Here is a 24,406-nt window from a genome sequence, read left to right as displayed (position 1 = left end):
AGCTTATCGCCTAAAGCCTACTGTTCTATAGCTTATTATCTTAATAGCTCCTTTAAATCATCCTGAGATAGTGACTTTACGAAACTTTCTTCGGTAGTCACTAAAGACGTAGCTATCGATTTCTTTCGGTTCTGCATGGCGACTATCTTTTCTTCGACGGTATCTTTACTGATGAATTTATAGATGAATACATTGCGGGTCTGGCCTATGCGGTGACTCCGGTCAATAGCCTGTTGTTCGACAGCGGGATTCCACCATGGATCTAGAATGAATACATAGTCTGCTTCGGTAAGGTTGAGGCCTACTCCTCCTGCTTTAATGGAAATGAGGAATATCTTGATACTATCGTCTGTTTTAAATGTTTGGACTGCCTCTGCACGGTTTTTTGTGGTCCCATCTAGGTAGGCAAATGGTACACCATACTGTTGGAAATGCGCTTTAAAGATTTCAAGGTGCTTGACGAATTGGGAGAAAATCAAGACTTTGTTCCCCTCGGATAATATAGCTTCTAACATCTCGAGTACCGCTTCAAATTTGCCAGAGCCATCGGTGTAATCGCCTTCGACCATACTCGGATGGTTGGCAAGCTGTCTGAGCTTGGTCAGTCCCTGCAATAGGGCTATCTGTGCGCCTTTACGCTGTTGTTGGACTGCGCTATCCAATATAGCGTTGCGGTATTCGGATTTTGTAGTTTCATAGCGCTCAGACTGTCCTTCGGTCATTTGACAGTAGATGATTTGTTCTGTTTTTGGAGGTAGTTCTGTTGCTACTTGGTTTTTTGTCCGTCTCAGTACAAAAGGTTTGATGATAGCCTGTAGCTTTTTGGCTGCCACTTCATCTTTTTTCTTTTCAATAGGGGTTACAAATTCTTTTTGGAAGAAGGTATAGTTGCCCAGAAGACCAGGGTTTGTAAAATGCATCTGCGACCAAATGTCAGAAACGGAATTCTCGATAGGTGTCCCACTAAGCGCTAGCTTGTGGCGGCTCTTTAACAGTTTGATGGCTTTAAAAGACTTGGAGGTCGGGTTCTTTATATTCTGACTTTCGTCCAGAATGATATAATTGAAAAAACACTTGCTGAGAATAGCCTCGTCGCTTCTGACGATACCGTATGTGGTAATGACCAAGTCGAAATGGGTGAAAGCATAAGGGTCCTTGAATCTATTGGTTCCAGTATGTAAGAGTACTCTTAGCTTTGGGGCGAAGTGGTCTGCTTCTTTTTGCCAGTTATAAACCAAAGAGGTTGGTAAGATCAGTAGTGTCGTCTTTGCGTGATCGGTGTCTTTGAGCTCTTCTTTTTGTTTTTGTAAAAGGGCTAATGTTTGTACGGTCTTGCCAAGTCCCATGTCGTCGGCAAGGACACCTCCAAATTTATACTCCTGCAAGAAATGGAACCAATTGTAGCCTGCCTGTTGGTAAGGGCGTAACTGACCTTTGAAGCCTTCGGGCGGTGCAGTCTGTTGTATCTCCTCAAAGTTACTCAGATTTTGAAGCTTACGACTCATGCTCAATTCGGTATGCTCGGATATTTCGTGGAGAATACCTATATGCGCTTTGTTAAGTTGTAGGCTATCTTTTTTGACGGCAAAATGAAAAAGATGCTCATACTGGGCGAACCATTCTTCGGGGATGATCGCAATCTCCCCATTTGGAAGGACAAATTCTTGGATGCGGTTGAGGATATGATCTCTCAACTGTATAAAAGGTATCTTGTAAGGGCCGAAGTTGGCAAAGGCACGTATGTCAAACCAATCGTTGTCCTCAACTACTTCGATGTCCAATGAGGTCTTACCAATGAATATCTGTTTGTCCCCTGTTTCTTGTTTGATCTGAAAGCCTTTGTTTAGCAATTCTTCTTGATGCTGATTAAGCCAGTCGAAGATACTGCTTACATCCTCTGTGCTGGGAATATAACTGCCAAATAATGCATCTTGCCGTTTTAGCCCAAGATTCTCGAGATACAAATGCTGTTTTTCTTCCCAGAGCGATGATCGTCTAATTCGAGTAAAGGTATACCAATCGGCATCGGTATCGTAATGTAGACGTACGGAGATTTTATGGTCGCCACCAGAAGAGAAGTTGTAGTGACCATACTTGAATGATAGTTGGAGATGGGACTGTCCATCTACAATATAATTTAACGTCAATACGGGGATTGCTTCTTCTTTGATGGTCTTGATGTCGAAGCCCTCCGCATAAACGTTGTTTTTTTCGATAAGGTTAGAGACAAAGGTTTCGAAATATTTTTTTTCCGTAGCACGTGTCACTGTGATATAACGTTTGTTGAGGAAAGGACTTAGTTTTTTTCCTTCTAGCGGCTGGTCAAAATGGTACAGTGTGTTGTCCAACAGGAGCCATGCCTGTGCATTGATGATGACTTCGGCATTTTTGAACATAAACTCCATCCTGTGCCCATCATATTTTAATGTAGGAAAATAGCGGGTCTCCTCTTCGCTGCGTCTGAAATGGAAGAGAATGGATGTCGCTTGTGGAGCTATCTGTAGCTTTTGGTCTGCAGAATATCCGTCTTTTTTACTCATCAAGAATAGGGGTTTCTGACCGATTAATTCTAATGCTTTGAGTAGCTTCTGTTCTAATTTGGGACGGATGTAATCGTATATTTTTTGATCGAATACGTTGAGGAAGTAATCTGCCGGGCGTATTGCTTTTTTATGGTATTTCTTGATGACATGGGTCTGTTCGACCTCGTCCAAAAGTTTGATGATTTTGTAATCTTGTTCATCCAAGGCGGAAGCGTATTCATCTACTGTATTGGAAAATACCCGTTTGGAAGATAGCGAAAGACTTCCGTTGGCATTGAGCTGTACAATATGTGGTTCCAGTAGATAGCCCAGATAGGGGTGTTCTCCGAGTGAATAAACCAATTGATATCGAATGGATCTGTCTACTTGCTGCATCTTGATGAATTCTTCTGTAAGAAGGCATCTAAGATAACCCGAATAACGATAAAGTAAAAATAAAAAGCTAAATAATAGACTGTATAAGGGTAGCTTGTTATCTGTAGTCTGAAGCTATCGTGCCTTCATAAACAAATGTAGCTGGGCCTTTAAGGATTACATTACTAAATGTTTGATGATTTTTCTCAAAGGAGACGTACAGTTGACCTCCTAAGGCACGTACAGGAATTTCATGATAACCATCTAAGCCTTCTTTAAAGGCCATAGCCATAGCTACAGCAGTAGCGCCTGTACCGCAGGCATAAGTTTCGTCTTCTACGCCTCGTTCGAACGTACGCAGAAAATACCCCTCTCCTTCTCGTTCTACAAAATTGACATTTATACCTTCTTGCTTGTAAGTGTCGTTGTTGCGGATGGCATAGCCTTGTCGATATACATCTAACTGTGCAAGGTTGTTTACCATTGTTACGTAGTGGGGCGAACCAGTGTGTAGTATGTAAGAATCTCCGTCCATTTGGATTTCATGGACATCAGTCATACCTAATTTTACCTGTTCCTGCTGAATGGTAGCATGGTGTTCTCCATCAACTGCCAAAAAGACAGTCTCATCTTTTATGAGACCAAGATCGCGTGCGAAAGCTACGATACAGCGCCCTCCATTGCCACACATGCTGCCTTGATGGCCATCAGAATTGAAGTAAACCATTTCGAAATCAAATTCCGTTGTATCTTGTAGTAACATTAAGCCGTCGGCACCTATTCCAAATCTACGGTCGCACAAGTGTTTGACCAGGTCTGTATTGGTGTGATTGAAAAGCTTATTTCTGTTGTCTATTAGAATGAAGTCATTGCCTGCACCCTGATATTTATGAAATTTAATTTTTTGGTCCATAAAACTTGAAAATATGCGTCAAATTTAATATTCTTGTTACAATTGTGTGCTAACGTGTTAAAACATGTTAAAAACCTGAAAAACTACTGTTTATTAACAAATTTTAACTGACAAAAGTTGTGACAGACCTTGTGATGGTACTACATTTGACTAACACAATTTGTATTTATTTGAATAGCAAAGTTAGAAATTAAAACAGCAAAGTAATATGAAAAAAATAGGAGTAAGTTTATTAGCAGCTGTCCTAGGAGGGGCAATCGCTGTAGGGGGATACAAATTTTTTGAGAACAAACAATTGAATAATATGACTTTTGAAGAACAGCAAAAAGTCTATTATGCAAGTAATCCTACAGGTGCAGCTATTTCATCTACTGGTAACCCAGATTTTACCCAAGCAGCAGCGGCAGTCTCGCCGGGTGTTGTGCATATAAAAGTTTCTGTGACGACACGTGCCAATCAACGTGGAGGTGGAGGGTCAGGTTCTCCGTTTGATATGTTTGAGGAGTTTTTTGGGATGCCACAACAACGACGTGGGCAAGCTCAGCCAAGACAGGCTCAGGCGTCTGGATCGGGTGTAATTATATCAACAGATGGCTATATCGTAACGAATAACCATGTGGTTGAAGATGCTGATAAAATAGAGGTGCAGCTTACGGATAATCGTACCTACGAAGCTAAAGTAATCGGTCGTGATCCTAATTTTGATTTGGCGTTGATTAAAGTAAACGCGACAAATCTTCCAATGGTTAAGTTGGGTAATTCGGATGATGTTCAAGTAGGAGAATGGGTATTGGCGGTAGGTTATCCACTAGGCTTGCAATCTACAGTAACAGCAGGTATCGTAAGTGCTAAGGGACGTCGTATAGGTATTCTCGATGAACCTTCGCAACAGAGAGGATTTGGACAAGGAGGACAACCCGAGCAGATGGTAAGTACGGCTATTGAGTCTTTTATACAGACGGACGCGGTAATTAATAAAGGTAATAGTGGTGGAGCGTTGGTTAATGCCCGAGGAGAATTGATTGGTATCAATTCTGCAATCGCCTCACCTACGGGTACCTATGCAGGATATGGTTTTGCGATTCCGATTAGTCTTGCTAAAAAGGTATTGGATGATTTTAAAGAGTTTGGTAGCGTAAAACGTGGTTATGTAGGCTTTACATTTACGGAGATGAATGATGCTGCACGTAAAGAATTAGGCATTGATGATGTAAGAGGACTATATGTTTCTAGTGTTGTAAAAGGGGGCGGAGCAGAAGCTGCAGGTATCAAGAAAAATGATATCATAACCAAAGTGGATGGTAAAGTTATTTACAGTTCGCCAGATTTACAAGAGCGTGTAGCACGACTTCGTCCAGGCGATAAGGTTACATTGACTTATAAACGTGATGGAAAAGAGAAAGATGTAACAGTAACGCTAAAAGGTGAGGAAGTAAACAAAGCTGCGGCTAGTGATGAAGGCTCAAGCGCTAGTGCAACACAGATATTTAATAAACTTGGTGCAAGTTTTATTCCAGCAACAGATGCGCGTAAGAAAGAATTAGGAATTACGTCTGGAGTTGTGGTGACGGATGTGCGCCGTGGCGGAGTGTTCGAATATTTTGGTGTAGAACGTGGATTGGTGATAACTGAAGTGAACGGTAAGACGGTAAATAATGTGGATGATGTAGAATCTGCACTAGCTTCGACAAAACGTAATATCGTACGTATAAAGGGAGTTCCTCAACGTGGAAGTACGGTCGAGTTGAATGTACCTATTGAGTATTAAACCGTAGAATAGTTTATATATAAACAAAGTATGGCTTTCGTAAGATCGTCATACTTTGTTTTTTTATATAATAATGTAGATTTTTGGAATATGAAGATTTTGATGGTTTGTTTGGGTAATATTTGTCGATCGCCATTGGCACACGGAATATTACAACATATGGTTTTGGATAAAGGGTTGGGATGGATTGTTGATTCTGCCGGTACAGGAGATTGGCACGTTGGACATGCACCAGACCATAGATCGATCGCTGTGGCAAAAAGAAATGGCGTAGATATCTCTGGTCAACGGGCGCAACATTTTACGGAGATACTGTTTGAGGATTATGATTTAATTTTGGTGATGGACAGGCAGAACTATAAAGACGTAATCGGCCTAGCTAGGAATAGGGAACAGAAAGATAAGGTGCATCTGTTTTTGAAAGATGATGTGGTGCCTGATCCTTATTTTGATGATATGCTGTTTGATCCGGTATATAAAATGGTCGAAAAACGATGCAAAGAACTATTGTTAGAGTTATCTTAAAGAATCACATGACAATTCTTACTTCTGAATTAGTTACTTTTGGTTTTTAAATATACATGAAAGCAACAGAAGTAAATAAAAAATGGAATGTCCTAAGGGAGGCTCTGGCTCAGAGTTTTGATATGGAACTACCCGATATAAAGGTGGTTTTGTTTTTAATCGGAGTACAGGAGCTCGGACAGGGACCTAAGAAATTCTCCAAGCGAGAGAAGGAGGAACTGATGCATATTGCGACATGTCGACTTTTCAGTTCGATGGGGTTTTATGAATTGGAAGGGTTGGACGAGCAAGGCTGGCCTCATTGGAAGTTGGTGAAAGCAATCCCTAACTATACATTATTGGAACAAGAACTGATTATGAAATCATTGATTATTGATTACTTTCAAGAGTTGGAAGTGATATAACTTATTTTTATGAAGAGATTTTTATTTTCTATTTTTTTAGGATTTTTTTTAGTGGTGACACAGGCGCAAAAACCACAGCACTATTATGTAGAGCTGAAGACGGGGAAGGGAAATATATTAATCCAGCTCTACAATGAGACGCCGAAGCATCGTGATAATTTTAAAAAATTGGTGAATGAGCGCTATTATGATTCTTTACTCTTTCACCGTGTTATTAAGAATTTTATGATTCAAGGGGGGGACCCAGATTCGAAGAAGGCTGCGGATAATGCGATGCTCGGCAATGGAGGCCCCGATTATAAAATATCATCAGAAATCCAGGAAGGACTTATTCATAAGAAAGGAGCTTTGGGAGCTGCTCGGGACAATAATCCAGCAAAGCAATCTTCTGCTTCGCAGTTTTATATCGTTCAGGGACACCGTTTTACAAATGATGGTCTAGATTCTTTGGAGCGTTTTAGATTGAACGGGAATAAGCTTTCAGCTTTGCAAAGGGAACAATACACTACTGTAGGTGGTGCTCCTCATTTGGATGGGAATTATACGGTATTCGGTCAGGTGATAAGTGGTCTAGAGGCCGTAGATATTATCGCGGGAGCGAAAACAAACGCTCAGGATAGGCCTATTGTGAATGAACGTATGTCCGCCCGGTTATTGACGAGGAGGGAAGCGGTGAATCAGGATCGTATCTTAAAGGGACTTAAACCAAAATCTGGTTTTATAACGGAGTTCTTTGATGCTTTTAAATCAAAGAAGTATAGCCTATAAAGGGCTGTGTAAAGGAATTTATCTATAATTGGCTAGGGATGAAGATTGTAACATATAATGTGAATGGAATACGGGCTGCCTTGAAGAAGGATTGGGTAGGCTGGTTGAAGACGGTAAACCCAGATGTGGTGTGTCTACAGGAAATAAAGGCAACACCGGATCAGGTTCCTGAAATAGCTTTTTTTGAACAGATGGGCTATGAACATTACTGGTACCCTGCACAAAAAAAAGGGTATAGTGGAACCGCTATTTTGACGAAGATAACGCCCAAGCATATAGAGTATGGTTGTGGACACGAGGATTATGATTTTGAAGGCCGTATTATCCGGGCTGATTTTGATACGGTGTCGGTGATGAGTACGTATTTTCCGTCAGGTACTACTGGGGATGTAAGACAGACGTTCAAGTACCGCTTTTTAGATGATTTTCAGCTTTATGCGGACAAATTGATCCAAGAGCAGCCTAATCTTGTCGTCTGTGGAGATTTTAATATTTGTCATCGTGCAATTGATATTCATAACCCAAAATCTAATGCAAACACTTCTGGCTTTTTGCCCGAAGAAAGGGAGTGGATGGAGAATTTTATCAATTCTGGATTTATTGATACGTTTCGCCATTTGAATGCAGACCCGCACCATTATACTTGGTGGAGTTATAGAGCGGGATCCCGAGGCAAGAACCTGGGGTGGCGCATCGACTATAATATGGCATCAGCTGCATTGAAAGACCGGATTGTAGCGGCAAATATTTTGAATGATGCTGTACACTCGGACCATTGTCCGGTATTGCTCGAGCTGAAGGATTGATGCCGTCTAGGCTAAGGTGTAGGAGGCAGCACATTTTTGTGTCTCCTCCACTTTACATTTGATAAGGTGACAGCCATGCTCTGCCAGCTGTTGAGGGCCTATCTGCTCGACTAGGTACTTTGCTATATTTTCTGCTGTAGGATTGAAGGGGACAAGAACCAGGCTGTCCGCAGCAATTTCCATCAATGAAGCTAGTAATGGATCCTCATTCCAGATGAGGAACTTGTGGTCGAAATTGTCTTCGAGCCACATGCATAGTTTTTCTTTTATTACGGAGAAATCGACGACACGGCCTACATTGTCTAACTCATCGGCTTGGACAATGAAATGTATGCGGTAATTGTGACCATGCAGGTATCTGCATTTTCCTTCATGCCCTACTACTCGGTGTCCACATGAAATGTCGTGGTATCTCTCTGCTGTAATCATGACGCAAAATTAGATAAAATGTGGAGTAATCACGAACATTGAAAAGTAAAATCTAGGGAGAAGAAGGGCTAGTCGATGACTAATTTTGAATGTACGTGTTTGCCCTTTTGATCTGTGCCAAAGAATAAAATGTAATCTACTTTTGTATTAAGCCCGGAGGTACCTTCTTTTTGGAAAATAAATAAGCGATTTATTTTCATCTTTATACCGTTTAAGGTGGTTTCTACAAAGTAGTTGTCGTCGGCGTTGCTGCGGAGATAAAGCCGTTGTTGGGGATAAGAAACAAGGCTCAGTTCGTACGACTTGTCACTTTGTGGTGTGGAATCGATACCATAAGCAAATTTGCGCTGTATGGCGGTTATAGATTTTATTTCCGCATTATTGTCAAACATCTGTCTGCTGATCTTGACGGGATCATTGGAGTCTATTTTACCCTGCTTGTCGATATTGGCTTGATACAAATAGGTGTTTTTTCCGCGATTGTGCTGAATGTAGAATAGCAAGTCTTTAACATTTGGTTTTGGGTAACCTTCTTGTGCTAATAAAGGGAAAAGAACTGAACTGAAATAAAGCAGTAGTAGTAAGTAGTTGCGCATATATTTTTTTAGTTTCTTCGTCCGCCAAACATTTTTGCCAATAGCCATAGTATTAATGCTACTACAACCACAACCATAATGATGCCAGACCAGACTCCTGCTTTGAATATTCCTCCAATCACTTCACAGCTTGTGAATGATAATGTAACTAGTGTCAACAGGGCTATAATACTTATTTTTTTCATAACTGATATTTACTTTATAACAAGTGATTGTCAAAAAAGTTTATTCCTTCAGTTTTAAATAATTGTAAAGAGTGAGTGCTAGCACAAAGCCATAGTATAGGATGGGGAGGGTAAAGACTGATTGGTTTGTTCGAAGCAAAAGTGCGGTCATGAAAAATCCCAAACTTTTTAGGGCTCGGGATTTTAAATTTATTTAATACTACTAAATTTTTGCGGTTATTCTGCCCTTAATATTTTTGCAGCCTCAACCATTGATTCTAATGCTGCCTTGGTCTCTGGCCAAGCGCGAGTTTTCAAACCACAGTCTGGATTGACCCATAGCTGGGATGCAGGGACTACATCTTTTGCCTTGCGTAATAGATCAACCATCTCTTCGGTACTAGGTACGCGAGGGGAGTGGATATCGTACACGCCTGGGCCAATGTCGTTTGGATATTTAAAGTCTCCAGCGAAAGCATTCAATAATTTCATTTGCGAACGGGATGTTTCGATCGTGATAACATCGGCATCCATCGCTGCAATATCTTTGATTACGTTATTGAACTCAGAATAGCACATGTGGGTGTGGATCTGTGTGTCGTCCGCAACGTTTGAAGAAGAAACACGGAACGCACGTACAGCCCAGTCCAAATACTCTTGCTGATCGGCTTTGCGTAACGGAAGTCCTTCGCGGATTGCCGGTTCGTCAATCTGAATGATTTTGATGCCTGATTTTTCTAATGCCTGAACTTCATCCAAAATCGCTAATGCAATTTGATACGTTGTTGTAGAACGTGGTTGATCGTTGCGAACGAATGACCACTGAAGGATGGTAACCGGTCCTGTTAACATTCCTTTTACAGGACGATTGGTCAATGACTGTGCGTAAGCGGACCAGCGAACGGTCATATCTGCTGGACGATATACATCACCATAAATGACAGGAGGTTTCACACAGCGAGAGCCGTAAGATTGTACCCATCCGTATTGTGTAAATGCATAACCGGCTAATTGCTCTCCAAAGTATTCGACCATGTCATTACGCTCGAATTCTCCGTGTACCAACACGTCAATATCTAATTGCTCTTGAAGACGGATTGTGCTTTCAGTTTCTTCAGCGATAGCTTTGTCGTATTCTTCTTGTGTGATAGTTCCTTTTTTCAAATCAGCACGCCATTTACGTACGTCTTTGGTTTGAGGGAATGATCCAATAGTGGTAGTAGCAAACGATGGCAGGTTGAATTTAGCTTGCTGTGCTGTTTTACGTGCTGCAAATGGAGATGTACGACGGGCGTCTTCATCGGTGATATTGCCAACGCGTTCTTTTACTTCAGGTTTGTGAATTAGAGGGGATGTGCGACGGCTTTCAGCAGCAGCTTTATTAGCTTCAAAGCGTTGTGCTGTAGTAGCGTCTACTTCGCCGTGTGCTAATACTGCTAAGTCTTTGACCTCTGCTAATTTTTGTTTTGCAAATGCTAACCAGTTTTTTACTTGCGCTGGTAATGTTTCTTCGTTTTTCTCACTTTCCAAATCAAATGGTACGTGTAACAAAGAGGAAGAAGTACCAACCCATACTCTATCTGCTCCTAAAGCATGAACTGCTTGTTCGATTTTACTCAATGATTTTTCGTAATCGTTTTTCCAGATGTTACGACCTTCTACCACACCTAAAGATAGTGTCAGAGAGGCAGGAACTTTAGCTAAAACAGTGTCCAGTTGGTTTTCACCACGTACTAGGTCAATGTGTAAAGCATGAACAGGAAGCGATAACGCGAGATCCTCATTGTCTTTTAATGCTTCGAAGTAAGTCGTTGCGATTAACTTAGTTGTACCGGCAGCTGCATTAAGACGCTCGAAGACGGTTGTATATAAAGCTTTTGTCTTGGCATCAATGTCTAAAGCTAGGTACGGCTCATCGATTTGGATATACTTAGCTCCAGCTGCAGCTAATTTTGATATGATTTGCTCATAAACAGGGAGTAATCTATCTATTAAGTCGATGCGGTCAAATCCTGCCTCTTTCTCTTTACCGATTAATAAATAGGTAATAGGGCCGATTAGAACAGGTTTTGTGTCGATACCTGCAGATTTTGCTTCATTATATTCGTTTAAGAATTTTTCTGAAGATAATTTAAATGTTTGGTCCTTGGTAAATTCAGGAACCATGTAATGGTAATTCGTGTCAAACCATTTTGTCATCTCTGAAGCTGTGACATCAATTCCATCTTGTTGGAATCCACGAGCCATAGCAAAGTAAAGATCTAGACTGTAGCTGTTGTCTACCTTGCTTAATAGGGAGTTGTAGCGAGCGGGAATTGCACCTACTGTCAAAGAAAGGTCTAATACTTGATCATAGAAAGAAAAATCATTGGAAGGAATTAAATCGATCCCTGCATCTTTCTGTGTTTTCCAGTTTGCTTCACGGATTTCTTTTGCTACTTGTAATAGTTCGTCCGCGGAAATCTTCTTGGCCCAATACGCCTCGTTAGCTTTTTTAAGTTCGCGGAATGGGCCCACTCTTGGGTAACCTAAGTTGTTGGTAATTAACATACTATTTTCCTTTTAAATTGTTTTAATAAAAAAATAATGCTGTAGAGAGAGTTCTTGGATCAGAAACTTCGGCTTATCTTTCCCCATTTATGGAGTAGAATTTAGCACCTTGTCAAGGGACAGGTTGCTAAGGCTTCATCGGGTCTAGTCCCTCTGCCTTTCTCTATAAGCGACGCTAAGGTATGGATAAGAATTGAAATTGCAAAGAAAAATATTAAAGGGTAAGGAAAAGAATAGATTGGGATCGTCTTTTCCTTACTTCTTTTTGTCTGTTTATCAGCTTACTAGTAGTTTGTATCCTTTGCCGTGTACATTTACTATTTCTACATTTGGATCTTCTTTGAGGTACTTGCGGAGCTTGCTCAGGAAAACATCCATACTACGTCCGGTAAAGTAATTGTCATCATGCCAAATCTTAATGAGTGCCTCTTCTCGGGTCAATACATCGTTTTTCTTTAAGCAAAGAAGACGTAGTAATTCTGCCTCTTTGGTGGATAGTTTTTGTTGTTGCCCTTTGTAAGATATAATCTGGCTGGTATAGTCAAAAAAGTATCCGCCAATTTCAAACTTATCGGCCAGTTCTTCTTCTTTATCTTTGGAAACACGCTTGAGGAGTGCATTAATACGTAAAAGTAGTTCTTCGACACGGAAGGGTTTGGTGATATAATCGTCTCCACCCAACTCAAAGGCTTGAGTTTTGTCTTCCATCATTCCTTTGGCTGTTGCAAAAATAATGGGGATGGTCTGATTGATTTTTCTGATTTCTTTTCCCAATGTAAAGCCATCTTTTCTCGGCATCATCACGTCGAAAATACAAAGATCAAAGTCACTTTTTCTAAATTGGTCTAAGGCTTGCTCTCCATCTTGGCAAAGGACTACTTCATATTTTCCTTTTAGTTCTAGGTAATCTTTTAAGAGTTCCCCTAGGTTAGGATCGTCTTCTGCTAATAATATCTTTTGCATAGTAGTTTGTTGTCTTTGTTTATGAATTATTGGACTTCTTCGATTTAAGCGGTAATGTTATCTCAAAGGTCGTGCCTTTGTCTTTTTCACTTTTCACCTGAATCTTTCCATCTAATCGTTTAATAATATCATGGACGTAACTCAATCCAAGGCCAAATCCTTTTACATTATGTAAATTGCCTGTAGGAATACGATAGAATTGGTCAAATATTTTTTCTTGTTGTTCTTTTGTCATCCCCATCCCTTTGTCCGAAATAGATATTATGATGTTCTCTTTCGAATTGTGACTTCTCACGAGTATCTCCGGAGCATTAGGGCTGTATTTTATTGCGTTGTCAACTAAGTTAAAGAATACATTAGAAAGATGCAATTCGTCTCCAATTACCAAATCTTTGGTTGCAGAGAGGTCAGCATGGATTGTTCCGCTCGCCTTGTGCAATTGTAGCTGCATACTGTCTAATACTCCTTCTAGCAGGGGATTGACATGTACATCGGTGCGTTCGATCCGTAGATTCTCTTTTTCAAGTTTGGCGATGTTGAGAACTCGTTCAATATGACTGCCTAATCTGACGTTTTCGTCATATATGATGTTGGCAAGTTTATTTACCCGCTGCTCATTGGATGCGATTTCGGGATCGCGCAGAGACTCGCTGGCAATCATGATTGTGGCAACAGGTGTTTTAAACTCGTGGGTCATATTGTTGATAAAGTCAGTCTTCATTTCGGAAATTTTCTTTTGCTTGAAGATGATAGACAGGGTGTATGCGAAACACCCAATGAGGACAGCAAATAATGCCAGAGTCGGTAATATGAGGTAGCTCATATTGTCTGCAATGACTCTTTTTTTGTTGGGAAAGTAGATGCTCAATCTTCCGGTGGGTTCGCCAAAGTCCCCTTTGAATAGAGCTGTTGTATAACGGGGCGATTTTTCGGAGGAAGCAAGTGTCTCCGCATCGGGGCTGTGGTAAATGATTCTAGAGCGATCACGGATCTCAATATTAAATGGGGAATAGATTCCTCTGGATATTAATTCTTCCTGTAGTAGTTTTTGGACTTGGTTTTGATTTACACGTTGCTCAAGGGGTCTGTTTGAAAGGAGGATGCTCAATGCGATATCCTCTACAACGCCAACTTTTTTACCTCCTAGAATAGCTAAGGTATCGAATGCGTTTTCGGCTCCCGCCAATGCATTTCTCTTATCTGCTAAGAATTCTTTGTTGAGTAATTCTAATTGTGATCTCAATTCCATAAGTTCAAATGCTACTTTGGCATCTGCTTTGGGAGGTAAGGTCGCTATCCTGTAATCCCTGACAATACCTGAAACGTCTATAGTGGATACCACATAACGGACTGAATCATCTTTGGCACTGACACGAGGCAATTCATGGGTGGCAGATACAACGACAAAATTTTGCGCAAGAGAGGTGCCAGGTATCCGTTCCTCAACAAGACTTATATCAATATACCGCTGGTTTTGACGTTTGCGGAAATAAGTTTCGTAAAACCAATTTTCAATATAGGTGATATTTGGAAATATAGCTTTGAGTTTTTCGTCTTCTTCTCTGAAAACGCTCTCTACATCAAGTTGTTGAAGCCGTAGCTTTTCGATCTGACGCTGAATGCGTAATTGCTCTGCGAGCATTCGCTGTTTTTTTTGTTCAGCTTCGTACTTGGCTTGATTTGCCCGGGTGATAATCTGAGAATTATTGATGAGTTCACTTTTCTCGATTTCTGCTGCTACCTTCGCTAAAGATGTATTTATTGCTTCATCAAAAAGAATGGATTTCTGTTTGTAGGTCTCGCGAATGAAATAGTACTGCATAGCAACTACGCCTAGTAATGCAACGGACATTAAGCCTATAATCAGTGAGATGCTCTTTTTCTTCATTTGTTACAAAAATAGTAATGTATTATACCTTGAAGTCCTCTTTAACACTATTTAACAGCAGTTTACGTAATATCTTAGACTCGTGTTCCCGGAAATATTTGTATCTTGATTTGCAATAGGGATGTACGTTTGGTTCATACATTTTCTTTTTTCGTGAATTATTATGATGAATATAAGTTCTAATATAGTGAAAAGAATAGGTTTTAGTTTTGCTTTTTTGACGCTGATATCTGTCGCAGTGTCGGCTCAAGATTATAAAATTGAAAAAAAAGACGGGAAAGGATACAAGTGGTCTAAGCCACTGGTTGAGCTGAAGGTTCCAATGTCGGATACCTTACAAAGGGATTCGCTTCCTTTGTCGGAATATTATGGGGTACGGCCGATTGAAATTCCTAATGTCTACTCAGGGAAAGCAGGTGTCGGGACTGGGGCTAGAACGCCTGTTCTTCGTCTTTCCGGCAAGAATTGCGCGCCAATGCCAGGGACAGAAAAGTTAGATGAAGTGGAGAAGTATCAAAACCCGGAATCCAGTATGAAAACAATACCTCTGTTGATTATAAAGTGATAATTTGATGTCTTATAGTTTATTAATAAAGGGCAGGTAATGCGATTACCTGCCCTTTGTCTTTTTATGATAAGAGGTAAATTAATTTACCTCTGAAACTCTAATTGTGTTTGTTTTACCTTTTTCATGTAAAGGTGTGGACGCTGTATTGATTACGATTTGTCCTGCTTCTACAAGCTGGTGAGATTTTAGAAGCTCGTTTACATCTTGAATCGTACCATCTGTACTCTCATATTTCTCATAGATAAACGAACGTACTCCCCATAAAAGACTAAGTTGTCTCAACAGGTTTTTATTTCCTGTGAATACATAGATGTCTGCATTGGGACGGTAACTTGAAATCTCAAAAGCGGTATAGCCTGAGGCTGTCATTACAGCAATTGCAGATGCTTTTGTTTTTTCAGCTAAGAATATTGATGAACCACAGATTGCATCTGGAATTTTGTTTACTTCTATAAATGCATCAACTTTTTCGCTATAGTACGGATAGGAGGTCGACTCGACGTGTGTTATGACTTTGGCCATTGTCTCGATAACGATCTCTGGAAACTCACCCACAGATGTCTCGCCACTCAGCATGACGGCGTCTGCTCCATCCAATACGGAGTTGGCAACGTCATTGACCTCAGCACGGGTAGGACGAGGTGTGGTAATCATGCTTTCTAGCATTTGAGTAGCAATAATTACTGGTTTTGAGAGGTTACGACATTTCTGTACAATTATCTTTTGTAGGCCGGGAACTTCTTCCATTGGCATCTCTACGCCTAAATCTCCACGGGCTACCATTACAGCATCTGTCGCGTTGATAATAGCATCGATGTTTTCAATAGCCTCAGGCTTTTCAATTTTTGCAATGATTTTTGCGTGACTTCCTTTGGCAGCTATAATCTCTTTACACTGCTCGATGTCTTCTGCTGAACGTACAAATGACATAGCAATCCAATCGGCACCATGGTCTAATGCGAAGTTTAAATTGTCTAAATCTTCTTCTGTTAATGAAGGGATGGAGACCTTTGTGTTAGGTAAGTTCACCCCCTTGCGTGAAGTCAAAATACCACCATGTACGACCTCGCAAACAACGGTATCTTTGTGGTTTGTAGATAGAACACGTAACTGTAATTTACCATCATCAAGCAATATGATTTCATTTTCCTTAACATCGTTAGGGAAGTTTTCATAAGTAATGTAGATTTGCTTTTCGTCGCCAATTAATTCCTTGGTTGTCATTTCGACAGTTGAACCATTGGTTAGAATAGCACCTCCTTCTTTCATTTTACCGATACGGATTTTGGGACCTTGAAGGTCAGCCAAAATACTAACGTTGAAAGAGTGTTTTGCATTTATCTCATTGATGGTATTAATTACTTGAAGGTGATCTTCTTGGCTGCCGTGGGAAAAATTCAATCTACATACATCAACCCCTTTAGCAATCATGCTAGTCAATACATCAATATTGGATGATGCAGGGCCTAATGTCGCTACTATTTTAGTTCTCTTTTGAAGCTTTTTCATATCGTTGTTGTTCTGTTTTTTTATCTGTTTACGCTGACCTGATCCCAACGTAGACGGTTGATTATGGCTAATCTATATTTTAATTATCAAAGGTGTAAATATTACACTCTCTAAAGAATCCGCTAAAATATCAGATTTTCTTTAGATTTCAATATTGTTGGATCAATTTCTTTCACCAACATGATTTCATTGATTGATTTTAAATTATCAATCAACGTGTCAAGATCCTCTTCGTCGATATAATGTTTTATAATTATAAAGTAGTCAAAGTTAGGGGCCTCTGGTACCAATAGGCCGTTTTCTAAGCTTCTGTTGTTGAGTAGGTAATACTCGAAATCAAAGGAATCGCAGCAATATCTATACATCTGATAATGGTGTTTTGCCTCTTTTTTTCCTTTGGATTTTTCTTGTATAATATGAAAGTCTAGTTCTTCTTGAGGTTTAGTTTTCAAATTACCGTTGTGATCTATCGGGGATTCTTTTCCGTAGATAAAATTCAACCCTGTATGCTTATTTATGAAATGGCAAAGCCTGTAGTCTCTCAAAGACGAGCTGATACCGACCAAAATAAAATCTAGTTCGAGGTCAAAGTCAATGTCTAATTTGAAGGTGATTTTATTCAACTTTACAGGGGCTTGATATATTTACGAAAGTACAACTTATGCTTGTGTTTTTAAGGGGGATAATGTAAAATTTGTATTAAATGAAAGTTTTTTTGTGATTGAATATTACTTTTAGTATTATTGAGTTGTGTTTCTTTGTCGTGCTATAATGCACTAAATGAGCTTTGTTGCTCTTTATTTGTCACCTAAAAATTAAAAAGGTTTGATTTTTGGTGAAATTTATTTTTCTTTGCACAGATTTATTAAACAATTAAACTATAAAATCATGTCAGATATCGCATCAAGAGTAAAAGCAATTATCGTTGAAAAGTTAGGTGTAGATGAAAATGAAGTAACACCAGAGGCTTCTTTCACGAATGATTTAGGTGCAGACTCACTTGATACAGTGGAGTTGATCATGGAATTCGAAAAAGAATTTAACGTTGCAATTCCTGATGACCAAGCTGAAAACATCAGTACTGTAGGTCAAGCAATCGCTTATTTAGAAAAAAACGTTAACTAACTAATTGTATTAGGCTAAAGATATAAATGGAGCTTAAGAGAGTAGTTGTAACAGGATTAGGCGCACTTACACCTCTAGGTAATACCGTCCAAGCTTATTGGGAGGGATTAATTAACGGTGTAAGTGGTGCTGCTCCTATTACGCATTTTGATGCGTCAAAATTTAAAACCCAATTTGCCTGCGAGGTGAAGGGCTTTGATCCACATGATTTTATGGATCGCAAGGAAGCTCGTAAGGTAGATCCTTTCGTTCAGTATGCCATTGCTTCTACAGACGAAGCAGTTAAGGATGCTGGATTGGAGTTTGATAAATTAGACAGAAACCGTATTGGTGTGATATGGGGATCAGGAATTGGAGGATTGACTACCTTTACGGAGGAAGTTGCTAACTTTTCAAAAGGAGATGGAACACCTCGTTTCAATCCTTTCTTTATTCCCAAAATGTTGGTGGACATCGCTCCAGGACATATTTCTATGCGTCACGGTTTGCGTGGTCCTAATTTCTCAGCTGTTTCTGCGTGTGCCTCTGCAACTAATGCAATGATTGATGCTTTTACCTATATCCGTATGGGTAGAGCAGATATAATTATTACTGGTGGTTCGGAAGCTACTATTAATGAAGCTGGGATAGGAGGTTTTAATGCTATGCATGCCTTGTCAACCCGTAATGATGATCCAAAGACGGCATCTAGACCTTTTGATAAGGATAGGGACGGATTTGTTTCAGGTGAAGGGTCTGGCGCGATAATTTTAGAAAGTTTAGAACATGCCTTAGCACGTGGAGCTAAGATTTATGCAGAGATTGTTGGTGGAGGTATGAGTGCTGATGCACATCATATTACTGCTTCGCATCCTGAAGGTCTTGGGGCCAAGCTTGCTATGACTATGGCGATAAATGATGCTGAAATGCAGTTTTCAGATATCGACTATATCAATGTACATGGTACATCGACTCCAGTAGGTGATATTAGCGAGACAAAAGCTATTGTCGATCTATTTGGAGAGAGTGCTTACAGATTGAATATAAGTTCTACAAAATCTATGACAGGTCACCTGTTGGGAGCCGCTGGTGCCGTAGAGGGAATTGCCTCTATTCTGGCTGTTAAAAATGATTTGGTACCGCCTACCATTAATCATTTTACAGACGACCCACAAATAGATAATCGATTGAATTTTACGTTTAATACGGCTCAGAAGCGTGTAGTTAATGCGGCTTTGAGTAATACATTTGGTTTCGGTGGTCACAATGCTTCGGTTATTTTCAAAAAATACCAAGCATAATGATTGCATGCTGAATTAAGATATGAATAGGTAGTTTGGAAAAACTACCTATTTTTCTATACATGTAGATTGGCTTTTATAAAATAACATTCGAAGAATCTTGCTATTTTTGAATGTGCTAAGCGTTAACCTTATAGGTGTTAATTTGTAAGTGTTTCGCTTTTCGTAGATACATATGTCGCTAAGAATTTATAAACTATATTTTTCTCCAAACCGAGCTTACTTTAAAAAGCTAAAGAATATTCTTGGCTTTGTGCCGGGTAATCTTAAGTTGTATCAAATGGCTTTTAGACATAAGTCTGTCGCCAAACAAATTAAGGATGGGGTAAAGAATAGTAACGAGCGTATGGAGTTCTTAGGAGATGCAGTCTTGGGCTCGGTAATTGCAGAACTGCTCTTTAAGCTTTATCCTTATAAGGATGAAGGTTTCCTAACGGAAATGAGATCGAAAATAGTATCTAGAGCGAATTTGAATCAACTGTCCAGAAAGTTGGGGTTCGACAAGCTAATTCAGTACGATTCACGTATGATTTCTTATCCAAATAAGCAGGGGTCTTTGCTAGGGGATGCTTTCGAAGCGCTAATAGGAGCGGTCTATCTGGATAAGGGATATCAGTTCACCCGAGAGTTTTTATTGGTTCGTATTATCAAACCCCATGTCGATATTCATACGCTAGAAAACACGGAGACGAATTTTAAGAGTAGACTTATTGAATGGTGCCAGCATGCAGGCAAGGAGGTCGCATTTGTACCTGTTGACAATCCAGAAGGGGAGTCGCCCAAGATGTTCAGCATAGAGGTTCTAGTCAATGGCGAAGCCTGTGGTCTAGGACGTGATTTTAATAAGAAAAGTGCGGAAAAGCTTGCTGCCGAGCGAGCTTGTGAATATTTGAAAATTATTGAAATTGCCTAGAAACCGTCGGGCATTCTTTCCTTATTCATTCTGTTATATTACCTTTGCCTTATGGCAATAGTTAAACCATCTTTAGCAAAAGGTACTAGAGATTTTTCTCCTTCCGAAATGGGAAAGAGAAACTTTATATTTAATACCCTTAAACGCGTTTTTCAAAAATACGGTTATAGTGAGATTCAGACACCCTCGTTTGAAAACCTTTCGACCCTGACCGGAAAATATGGCGATGAGGGTGATAAGCTTATTTTTAAGATTCTTAATTCAGGGGATTATCTTTCTAAAGTTTCCGAGCAGGTGTGGAGCGAGAAAAATTCTGTTAAGTTGATCCCGCAGATTTCTGAAAAGGCACTGCGTTATGATCTGACAGTTCCATTTGCGAGGTATGTGGTGATGCATCAAAATGATCTGGCATTTCCGTTTAAGCGTTTCCAAATACAACCGGTATGGCGTGCTGATAGGCCACAACGTGGGCGCTATAGGGAGTTTTATCAATGTGATGTGGACGTGGTGGGCTCGGAAAGCTTGTTGAACGAAGCGGAATTTGTTCTGATCTATTGGGAAGCGCTGCTCGCACTTGGGCTTAAGGATTTTACGATTAAGATAAATAATCGTAAAATTTTGACAGGGATTGCAGAAATCATAGGTAAGCCAGAGCTTATCGTCGATATGACAGTCGCGATTGATAAGTTGGATAAAATTGGATTAGAAGGGGTCAATAAGGAACTCTTAGAGCGCGGTTTTACAATGGCTGACCTGGAAGTGTTGAGACCTATCATTTTGCTGGAGGGTAGTAATGACGAGAAACTGGCTAGCCTAAAGAAGGTGTTGGCTTCTTCTGAAAAGGGAATGCAAGGTATCGCTGAAATAGAGGAGGTCTTTAATTATGTCAGTGCATTTAAAGTTGATGAAAAGGTTTTAGAGAGAATTGTGGAGGTGGATATAACCTTGGCGCGAGGTTTAAATTATTATACAGGTTGTATTTTTGAAGTTAAGACCAACGAGGTGGCTATGGGGAGTATTGGTGGGGGTGGAAGATATGATGACCTTACGGGTATGTTTGGACTTAAAGACCTTAGTGGAGTAGGTGTTTCATTTGGTGCTGATCGTATTTATGATGTTTTGGAAGAACTCGACCTGTTCCCAAAATTAACAGTCACTAGTTCTAAAATTCTTATTGTCAATTTCGATAAGGAGTCCGAAGCGTTTAGTATTCCGTTGTTGTCAGCCTTGCGCAAAGAGGGAATCGCTGTAGAGCTATACCCTACCGCCGCGAAACTTAAGAAGCAGATGAGTTATGCCGATGCAAAGCGTATTCCATTTGTCCTTCTTGTAGGGACGGAAGAGATGGAGTCCGGAGAATTGACACTGAAGAATATGGAGTCTGGAGAACAGATGAAAGTAAAATTGTCAGTACTTATCGAATTGATGAGGGACTGAGAGGCAAAAAATCTACATTTTGTCGATATAAATTATTAGATTTGTAATCGGTTAAGTAAGAAAAAGACTTTATAGAATGAGTTCAACACCTATAACAAAAGAAACATATCTCGAGTGGTACAGATCTATGCTACTCATGCGTAAATTTGAAGAGAAGGCAGGACAATTGTACGGACAGCAAAAAATCCGTGGTTTTTGTCATTTGTATATCGGACAGGAAGCTGTAGTGGCTGGTACAATATCGGCAACTAGACAGGAAGATACTGTTATTACTTCTTATCGTGATCACGCCCATGCTTTGGCAAAGGGAGTTTCTGCAGACGCTTGTATGGCAGAACTATACGGTAAGAGCACAGGTTGTTCTAAAGGAAAAGGAGGCTCTATGCACTTTTTCTCTAAAGAGCATGGTATGATGGGAGGACACGGAATCGTCGGTGGACAAATACCATTGGGTGCTGGATTAGCCTTTGCAGAAAAATATCTTGGTAAAGATAATGTGAATGTTTGTTTCATGGGGGATGGTGCTGTGCGTCAAGGTGCATTGAATGAGACATTCAATATGGCTATGCTTTGGAAATTGCCGGTAATCTTTGTTTGTGAGAACAATGGTTATGCAATGGGGACATCTGTAAAGCGTACAACTAACATGGAGGATATCTATAAAATTGGTTTGGGCTTTGATATGCCTAGTATGCCAGTGGACGGTATGGATCCTGTAGCAGTCCATAATGCAATGGATGAAGCGGTACAACGTGCACGTGCAGGTGAAGGCCCTACATTTTTAGAAATCCGTACTTATCGTTATAAAGGACACTCTATGTCTGATCCTGCGAAATATCGTACGAAAGAAGAGCTTGAAGAATATAAAGGAAAAGATCCGTTATTGACTACTAAACACGCTATCGTAGAAAACGCTTATGCGGACGATGCTTGGTTTGCGCAAGTAGATGCGGAGATCAAGAAGATTGTAGAAGACTCGGTTAAATTTGCGGAAGAATCTCCTTATCCTACGGTAGACGAATTGTACAAAGATATTTACGTACAAGAGGACTATCCATTTGTAATGGACTAGTAGGAAGTTGTTTTGTTTGAATTGTTTAAGATATAATTTACTATAATAGATGGCTGAAGTAGTAAAAATGCCGAAAATGAGCGATACCATGACTGAAGGGGTAATCGCGAAATGGCACAAAAAAGTTGGCGATAAGGTAAATGCTGGAGATCTCGTTGCAGAGATTGAGACGGATAAGGCAACGATGGACTTTGAGTCCTACCAAGAAGGAACATTGCTTTATATCGGACCAAAAGAAGGTGAAGCTGTTGCTGTAGATGCTGTAATTGCGGTGTTGGGTGAAGAAGGTGAAGATTACAAAGCTCTATTAGATGGTGCTGCTTCTGCTCCTGAAACAAAAAAAGAAGAAGAGGCGGTAAAAGAAGTGGCAGAAGCTACTAGCCAAGATACTTCGACTAGCTCGGTGACTGCCGAAGAATTAGGCTGTACGGTTATCACAATGCCGTTATTGAGTGATACAATGACGGAAGGTGTAATCGCACAATGGAATTTTAAAGTCGGAGATACTATAAAATCAGATGATGCTATTGCAGATGTAGAGACGGATAAAGCGACAATGGAGGTGACTGCTTATGCAGAAGGTACATTGTTGTATGTTGGTTTGGAAGCAGGACAAGCTGCTAAGGTAAATGATATCATAGCGATTGTAGGCCCAGCTGGTACAGATGTGACACCGTTGTTAAATCAAAAAACAACAGCTGCTAAGCCGGAGGCTAAAGCCGAAGTTGCTGTTTCAAATGAGGCTCCTGCCGCTGTTTCAACAGGCGCAGTTGCATCAGCAAATGATGACTCTAGAGTAAAAGCTTCTCCTTTGGCACGTAAGATTGCGAAGGATAAAGGAATTAATCTGAATGACGTTAAAGGGTCAGCAGACGGTGGACGTATCGTGAAAAAAGATGTAGAGAACTTTGTTCCTGCAGCGAAATCTACTGCGGCAGCTGCTGTAGCAGCTCCATCGGAAGCAAAAGCAATTACGTTACCACAGTTTATCGGAGAAGAGAGATATACAGAAGTGAACGTATCACAGATGCGTAAAACTATTGCTCGTCGTTTGTCAGAGTCGTTGTTTACAGCTCCACATTTTTACTTGACTGTAAGTATCGATATGGATAATGCGATGGCTGCTCGTGCACAAATTAATGAAGTCGCTCCAGTTAAGGTTTCTTTTAACGATATGATCATCAAAGCTGCAGCAGCAGCGTTGAAACAACACCCCGCAGTGAATTCTTCGTGGCAAGGGGATAAGGTGAGATTTAATGAGCATACTAATATCGGTGTAGCAATAGCGGTAGAAGATGGTTTATTGGTTCCTGTTGTTCGTTTTGCGGATGGCAAGACATTGTCCCATATCGCTGCTGAAGTGAAGGATTTTGCAGGTAAGGCAAAAGCTAAAAAGCTTCAGCCTTCTGATTGGGAAGGTTCTACTTTCACTGTCTCTAACTTAGGTATGTTTGGTATTGACGAATTTACGTCTATTATCAATTCCCCTGATGGTGCTATCTTGTCGGTAGGTGCTATCCAACAGATTCCTGTTGTTAAAAATGGAGCTGTTGTCCCTGGAAATGTGATGAAACTAACATTAGGTTGTGATCATCGTGTAGTGGATGGAGCGAGTGGTGCTCAATTTTTACAGACACTAAAAGGATTGCTAGAAGCGCCAATTCGTTTGTTGGCGTAGCTAAAAAATATAGACAGGTCATTACGGACTTGGCCGAAGAAGGTATCTTTTTAGATACCTTCTTTTTTTGTGCTTTATTTCGCCTGCTTTTTTCAATCGCTTATTGGGTTTTACTGCTTATTTACCTATATTTAATTTTGTGTTAATAAATGA

At 40.2% G+C, this 24,406-nt stretch carries 21 protein-coding genes and 1 riboswitch; of the genes, 12 read left to right on the top strand and 9 right to left on the bottom strand.

Features of this window, described 5'->3' with window-relative positions:
- Window positions 1–35 precede the first annotated feature (35 nt).
- Together CLV99_RS17095 and dapF are read right to left on the bottom strand one after the other, a co-directional pair.
- Window positions 36–2,918, bottom strand: a complete 2,883-nt coding sequence (locus CLV99_RS17095; RefSeq protein WP_133585724.1) for a DEAD/DEAH box helicase — start codon at window positions 2,916–2,918, stop codon at window positions 36–38.
- A gap of 97 nt (window positions 2,919–3,015) precedes the next feature.
- Window positions 3,016–3,810, bottom strand: a complete 795-nt coding sequence (gene dapF / locus CLV99_RS17090) for a diaminopimelate epimerase (RefSeq protein WP_133585723.1) — start codon at window positions 3,808–3,810, stop codon at window positions 3,016–3,018.
- Between the two features lie 208 nt (window positions 3,811–4,018).
- Between dapF and CLV99_RS17085 the strand changes: the two genes are divergently transcribed.
- The 5 genes from CLV99_RS17085 (at window position 4,019) to CLV99_RS17065 (ending at window position 8,081) form a co-directional block, all read left to right on the top strand.
- On the top strand, window positions 4,019–5,578 hold the full coding sequence (locus tag CLV99_RS17085) for a Do family serine endopeptidase (RefSeq protein ID WP_133585722.1): 1,560 nt from the start codon (window positions 4,019–4,021) through the stop codon (window positions 5,576–5,578).
- Between the two features lie 90 nt (window positions 5,579–5,668).
- Window positions 5,669–6,103 carry a low molecular weight protein-tyrosine-phosphatase gene (locus CLV99_RS17080; protein WP_133585721.1) on the top strand — a complete coding sequence of 145 codons (435 nt, stop codon included), beginning with the start codon at window positions 5,669–5,671 and terminating at the stop codon, window positions 6,101–6,103.
- A 56-nt stretch (window positions 6,104–6,159) separates the two neighbouring features.
- Window positions 6,160–6,507, top strand: coding sequence for a hypothetical protein (locus CLV99_RS17075; protein WP_133585720.1), 348 nt, complete (start codon window positions 6,160–6,162; stop codon window positions 6,505–6,507).
- Between the two features lie 9 nt (window positions 6,508–6,516).
- Window positions 6,517–7,275 (top strand): peptidylprolyl isomerase, encoded by a 759-nt coding sequence (locus tag CLV99_RS17070; protein WP_133585719.1) that lies wholly within the window; start codon window positions 6,517–6,519, stop codon window positions 7,273–7,275.
- Window positions 7,276–7,313: 38 nt separating this feature from the next.
- Window positions 7,314–8,081, top strand: coding sequence for an exodeoxyribonuclease III (locus CLV99_RS17065; RefSeq protein ID WP_133585718.1), 768 nt, complete (start codon window positions 7,314–7,316; stop codon window positions 8,079–8,081).
- Window positions 8,082–8,087: 6 nt separating this feature from the next.
- Here the strand turns inward: CLV99_RS17065 and CLV99_RS17060 are convergent, their stop codons facing one another.
- The 5 genes from CLV99_RS17060 to CLV99_RS17035 all read right to left on the bottom strand — a co-directional run bounded on the left by CLV99_RS17060 (window position 8,088) and on the right by CLV99_RS17035 (window position 14,671).
- The gene (locus CLV99_RS17060; RefSeq protein ID WP_133585717.1) at window positions 8,088–8,510 is read right to left on the bottom strand and encodes a 6-pyruvoyl trahydropterin synthase family protein; all 423 of its coding nucleotides are present in this window, start codon (window positions 8,508–8,510) and stop codon (window positions 8,088–8,090) included.
- Window positions 8,511–8,578: 68 nt separating this feature from the next.
- Window positions 8,579–9,154 carry a DUF4833 domain-containing protein gene (locus CLV99_RS17055; protein WP_133585716.1) on the bottom strand — a complete coding sequence of 192 codons (576 nt, stop codon included), beginning with the start codon at window positions 9,152–9,154 and terminating at the stop codon, window positions 8,579–8,581.
- A gap of 353 nt (window positions 9,155–9,507) precedes the next feature.
- Window positions 9,508–11,820, bottom strand: a complete 2,313-nt coding sequence (gene metE, locus CLV99_RS17045) for a 5-methyltetrahydropteroyltriglutamate--homocysteine S-methyltransferase (protein WP_133585715.1) — start codon at window positions 11,818–11,820, stop codon at window positions 9,508–9,510.
- 70 nt (window positions 11,821–11,890) lie between these two features.
- Window positions 11,891–11,992: riboswitch (SAM riboswitch) on the bottom strand.
- A 104-nt stretch (window positions 11,993–12,096) separates the two neighbouring features.
- Window positions 12,097–12,783 carry a response regulator transcription factor gene (locus tag CLV99_RS17040; RefSeq protein ID WP_133585714.1) on the bottom strand — a complete coding sequence of 229 codons (687 nt, stop codon included), beginning with the start codon at window positions 12,781–12,783 and terminating at the stop codon, window positions 12,097–12,099.
- A 19-nt stretch (window positions 12,784–12,802) separates the two neighbouring features.
- Complete coding sequence (locus CLV99_RS17035; protein ID WP_133585713.1) at window positions 12,803–14,671, bottom strand: sensor histidine kinase; 1,869 nt, start codon at window positions 14,669–14,671, stop codon at window positions 12,803–12,805.
- Between the two features lie 187 nt (window positions 14,672–14,858).
- Between CLV99_RS17035 and CLV99_RS17030 the strand changes: the two genes are divergently transcribed.
- Window positions 14,859–15,236: a hypothetical protein gene (locus CLV99_RS17030; RefSeq protein WP_133585712.1), complete on the top strand. Its 378-nt coding sequence runs from the start codon at window positions 14,859–14,861 to the stop codon at window positions 15,234–15,236.
- Between the two features lie 81 nt (window positions 15,237–15,317).
- On the opposite strand, the gene pyk is transcribed toward CLV99_RS17030, so the two are convergent.
- Complete coding sequence (pyk, locus tag CLV99_RS17025; protein WP_133585711.1) at window positions 15,318–16,748, bottom strand: pyruvate kinase; 1,431 nt, start codon at window positions 16,746–16,748, stop codon at window positions 15,318–15,320.
- 122 nt (window positions 16,749–16,870) lie between these two features.
- Window positions 16,871–17,371 carry an IPExxxVDY family protein gene (locus CLV99_RS17020; protein WP_133585710.1) on the bottom strand — a complete coding sequence of 167 codons (501 nt, stop codon included), beginning with the start codon at window positions 17,369–17,371 and terminating at the stop codon, window positions 16,871–16,873.
- Window positions 17,372–17,636: 265 nt separating this feature from the next.
- Between CLV99_RS17020 and CLV99_RS17015 the strand changes: the two genes are divergently transcribed.
- From CLV99_RS17015 to CLV99_RS16990, 6 genes are all read left to right on the top strand, one after another.
- A complete protein-coding gene (locus tag CLV99_RS17015; RefSeq protein WP_079643602.1) occupies window positions 17,637–17,873 on the top strand; it encodes an acyl carrier protein in 237 nt (78 codons plus the stop codon).
- Window positions 17,874–17,899: 26 nt separating this feature from the next.
- Window positions 17,900–19,153, top strand: coding sequence for a beta-ketoacyl-ACP synthase II (fabF, locus tag CLV99_RS17010; protein ID WP_133585709.1), 1,254 nt, complete (start codon window positions 17,900–17,902; stop codon window positions 19,151–19,153).
- A 175-nt stretch (window positions 19,154–19,328) separates the two neighbouring features.
- Window positions 19,329–20,066, top strand: a complete 738-nt coding sequence (gene rnc, locus CLV99_RS17005; RefSeq protein ID WP_133585708.1) for a ribonuclease III — start codon at window positions 19,329–19,331, stop codon at window positions 20,064–20,066.
- Window positions 20,067–20,117: 51 nt separating this feature from the next.
- Complete coding sequence (hisS, locus tag CLV99_RS17000) at window positions 20,118–21,503, top strand: histidine--tRNA ligase (RefSeq protein WP_133585707.1); 1,386 nt, start codon at window positions 20,118–20,120, stop codon at window positions 21,501–21,503.
- Window positions 21,504–21,579: 76 nt separating this feature from the next.
- Window positions 21,580–22,575, top strand: coding sequence for a pyruvate dehydrogenase (acetyl-transferring) E1 component subunit alpha (gene pdhA / locus CLV99_RS16995; RefSeq protein WP_133585706.1), 996 nt, complete (start codon window positions 21,580–21,582; stop codon window positions 22,573–22,575).
- 49 nt (window positions 22,576–22,624) lie between these two features.
- Window positions 22,625–24,253, top strand: coding sequence for a 2-oxo acid dehydrogenase subunit E2 (locus CLV99_RS16990; protein ID WP_133585705.1), 1,629 nt, complete (start codon window positions 22,625–22,627; stop codon window positions 24,251–24,253).
- Window positions 24,254–24,406: the final 153 nt, after the last annotated feature.

The organism is Sphingobacterium yanglingense, from assembly GCF_004363245.1.
In the GTDB taxonomy this organism is placed as follows: Bacteria; Bacteroidota; Bacteroidia; order Sphingobacteriales; family Sphingobacteriaceae; genus Sphingobacterium; species Sphingobacterium yanglingense.
Note: the sequence above shows the minus strand (reverse complement) of the source record. Positions and strands in the feature narration are given on the sequence as shown.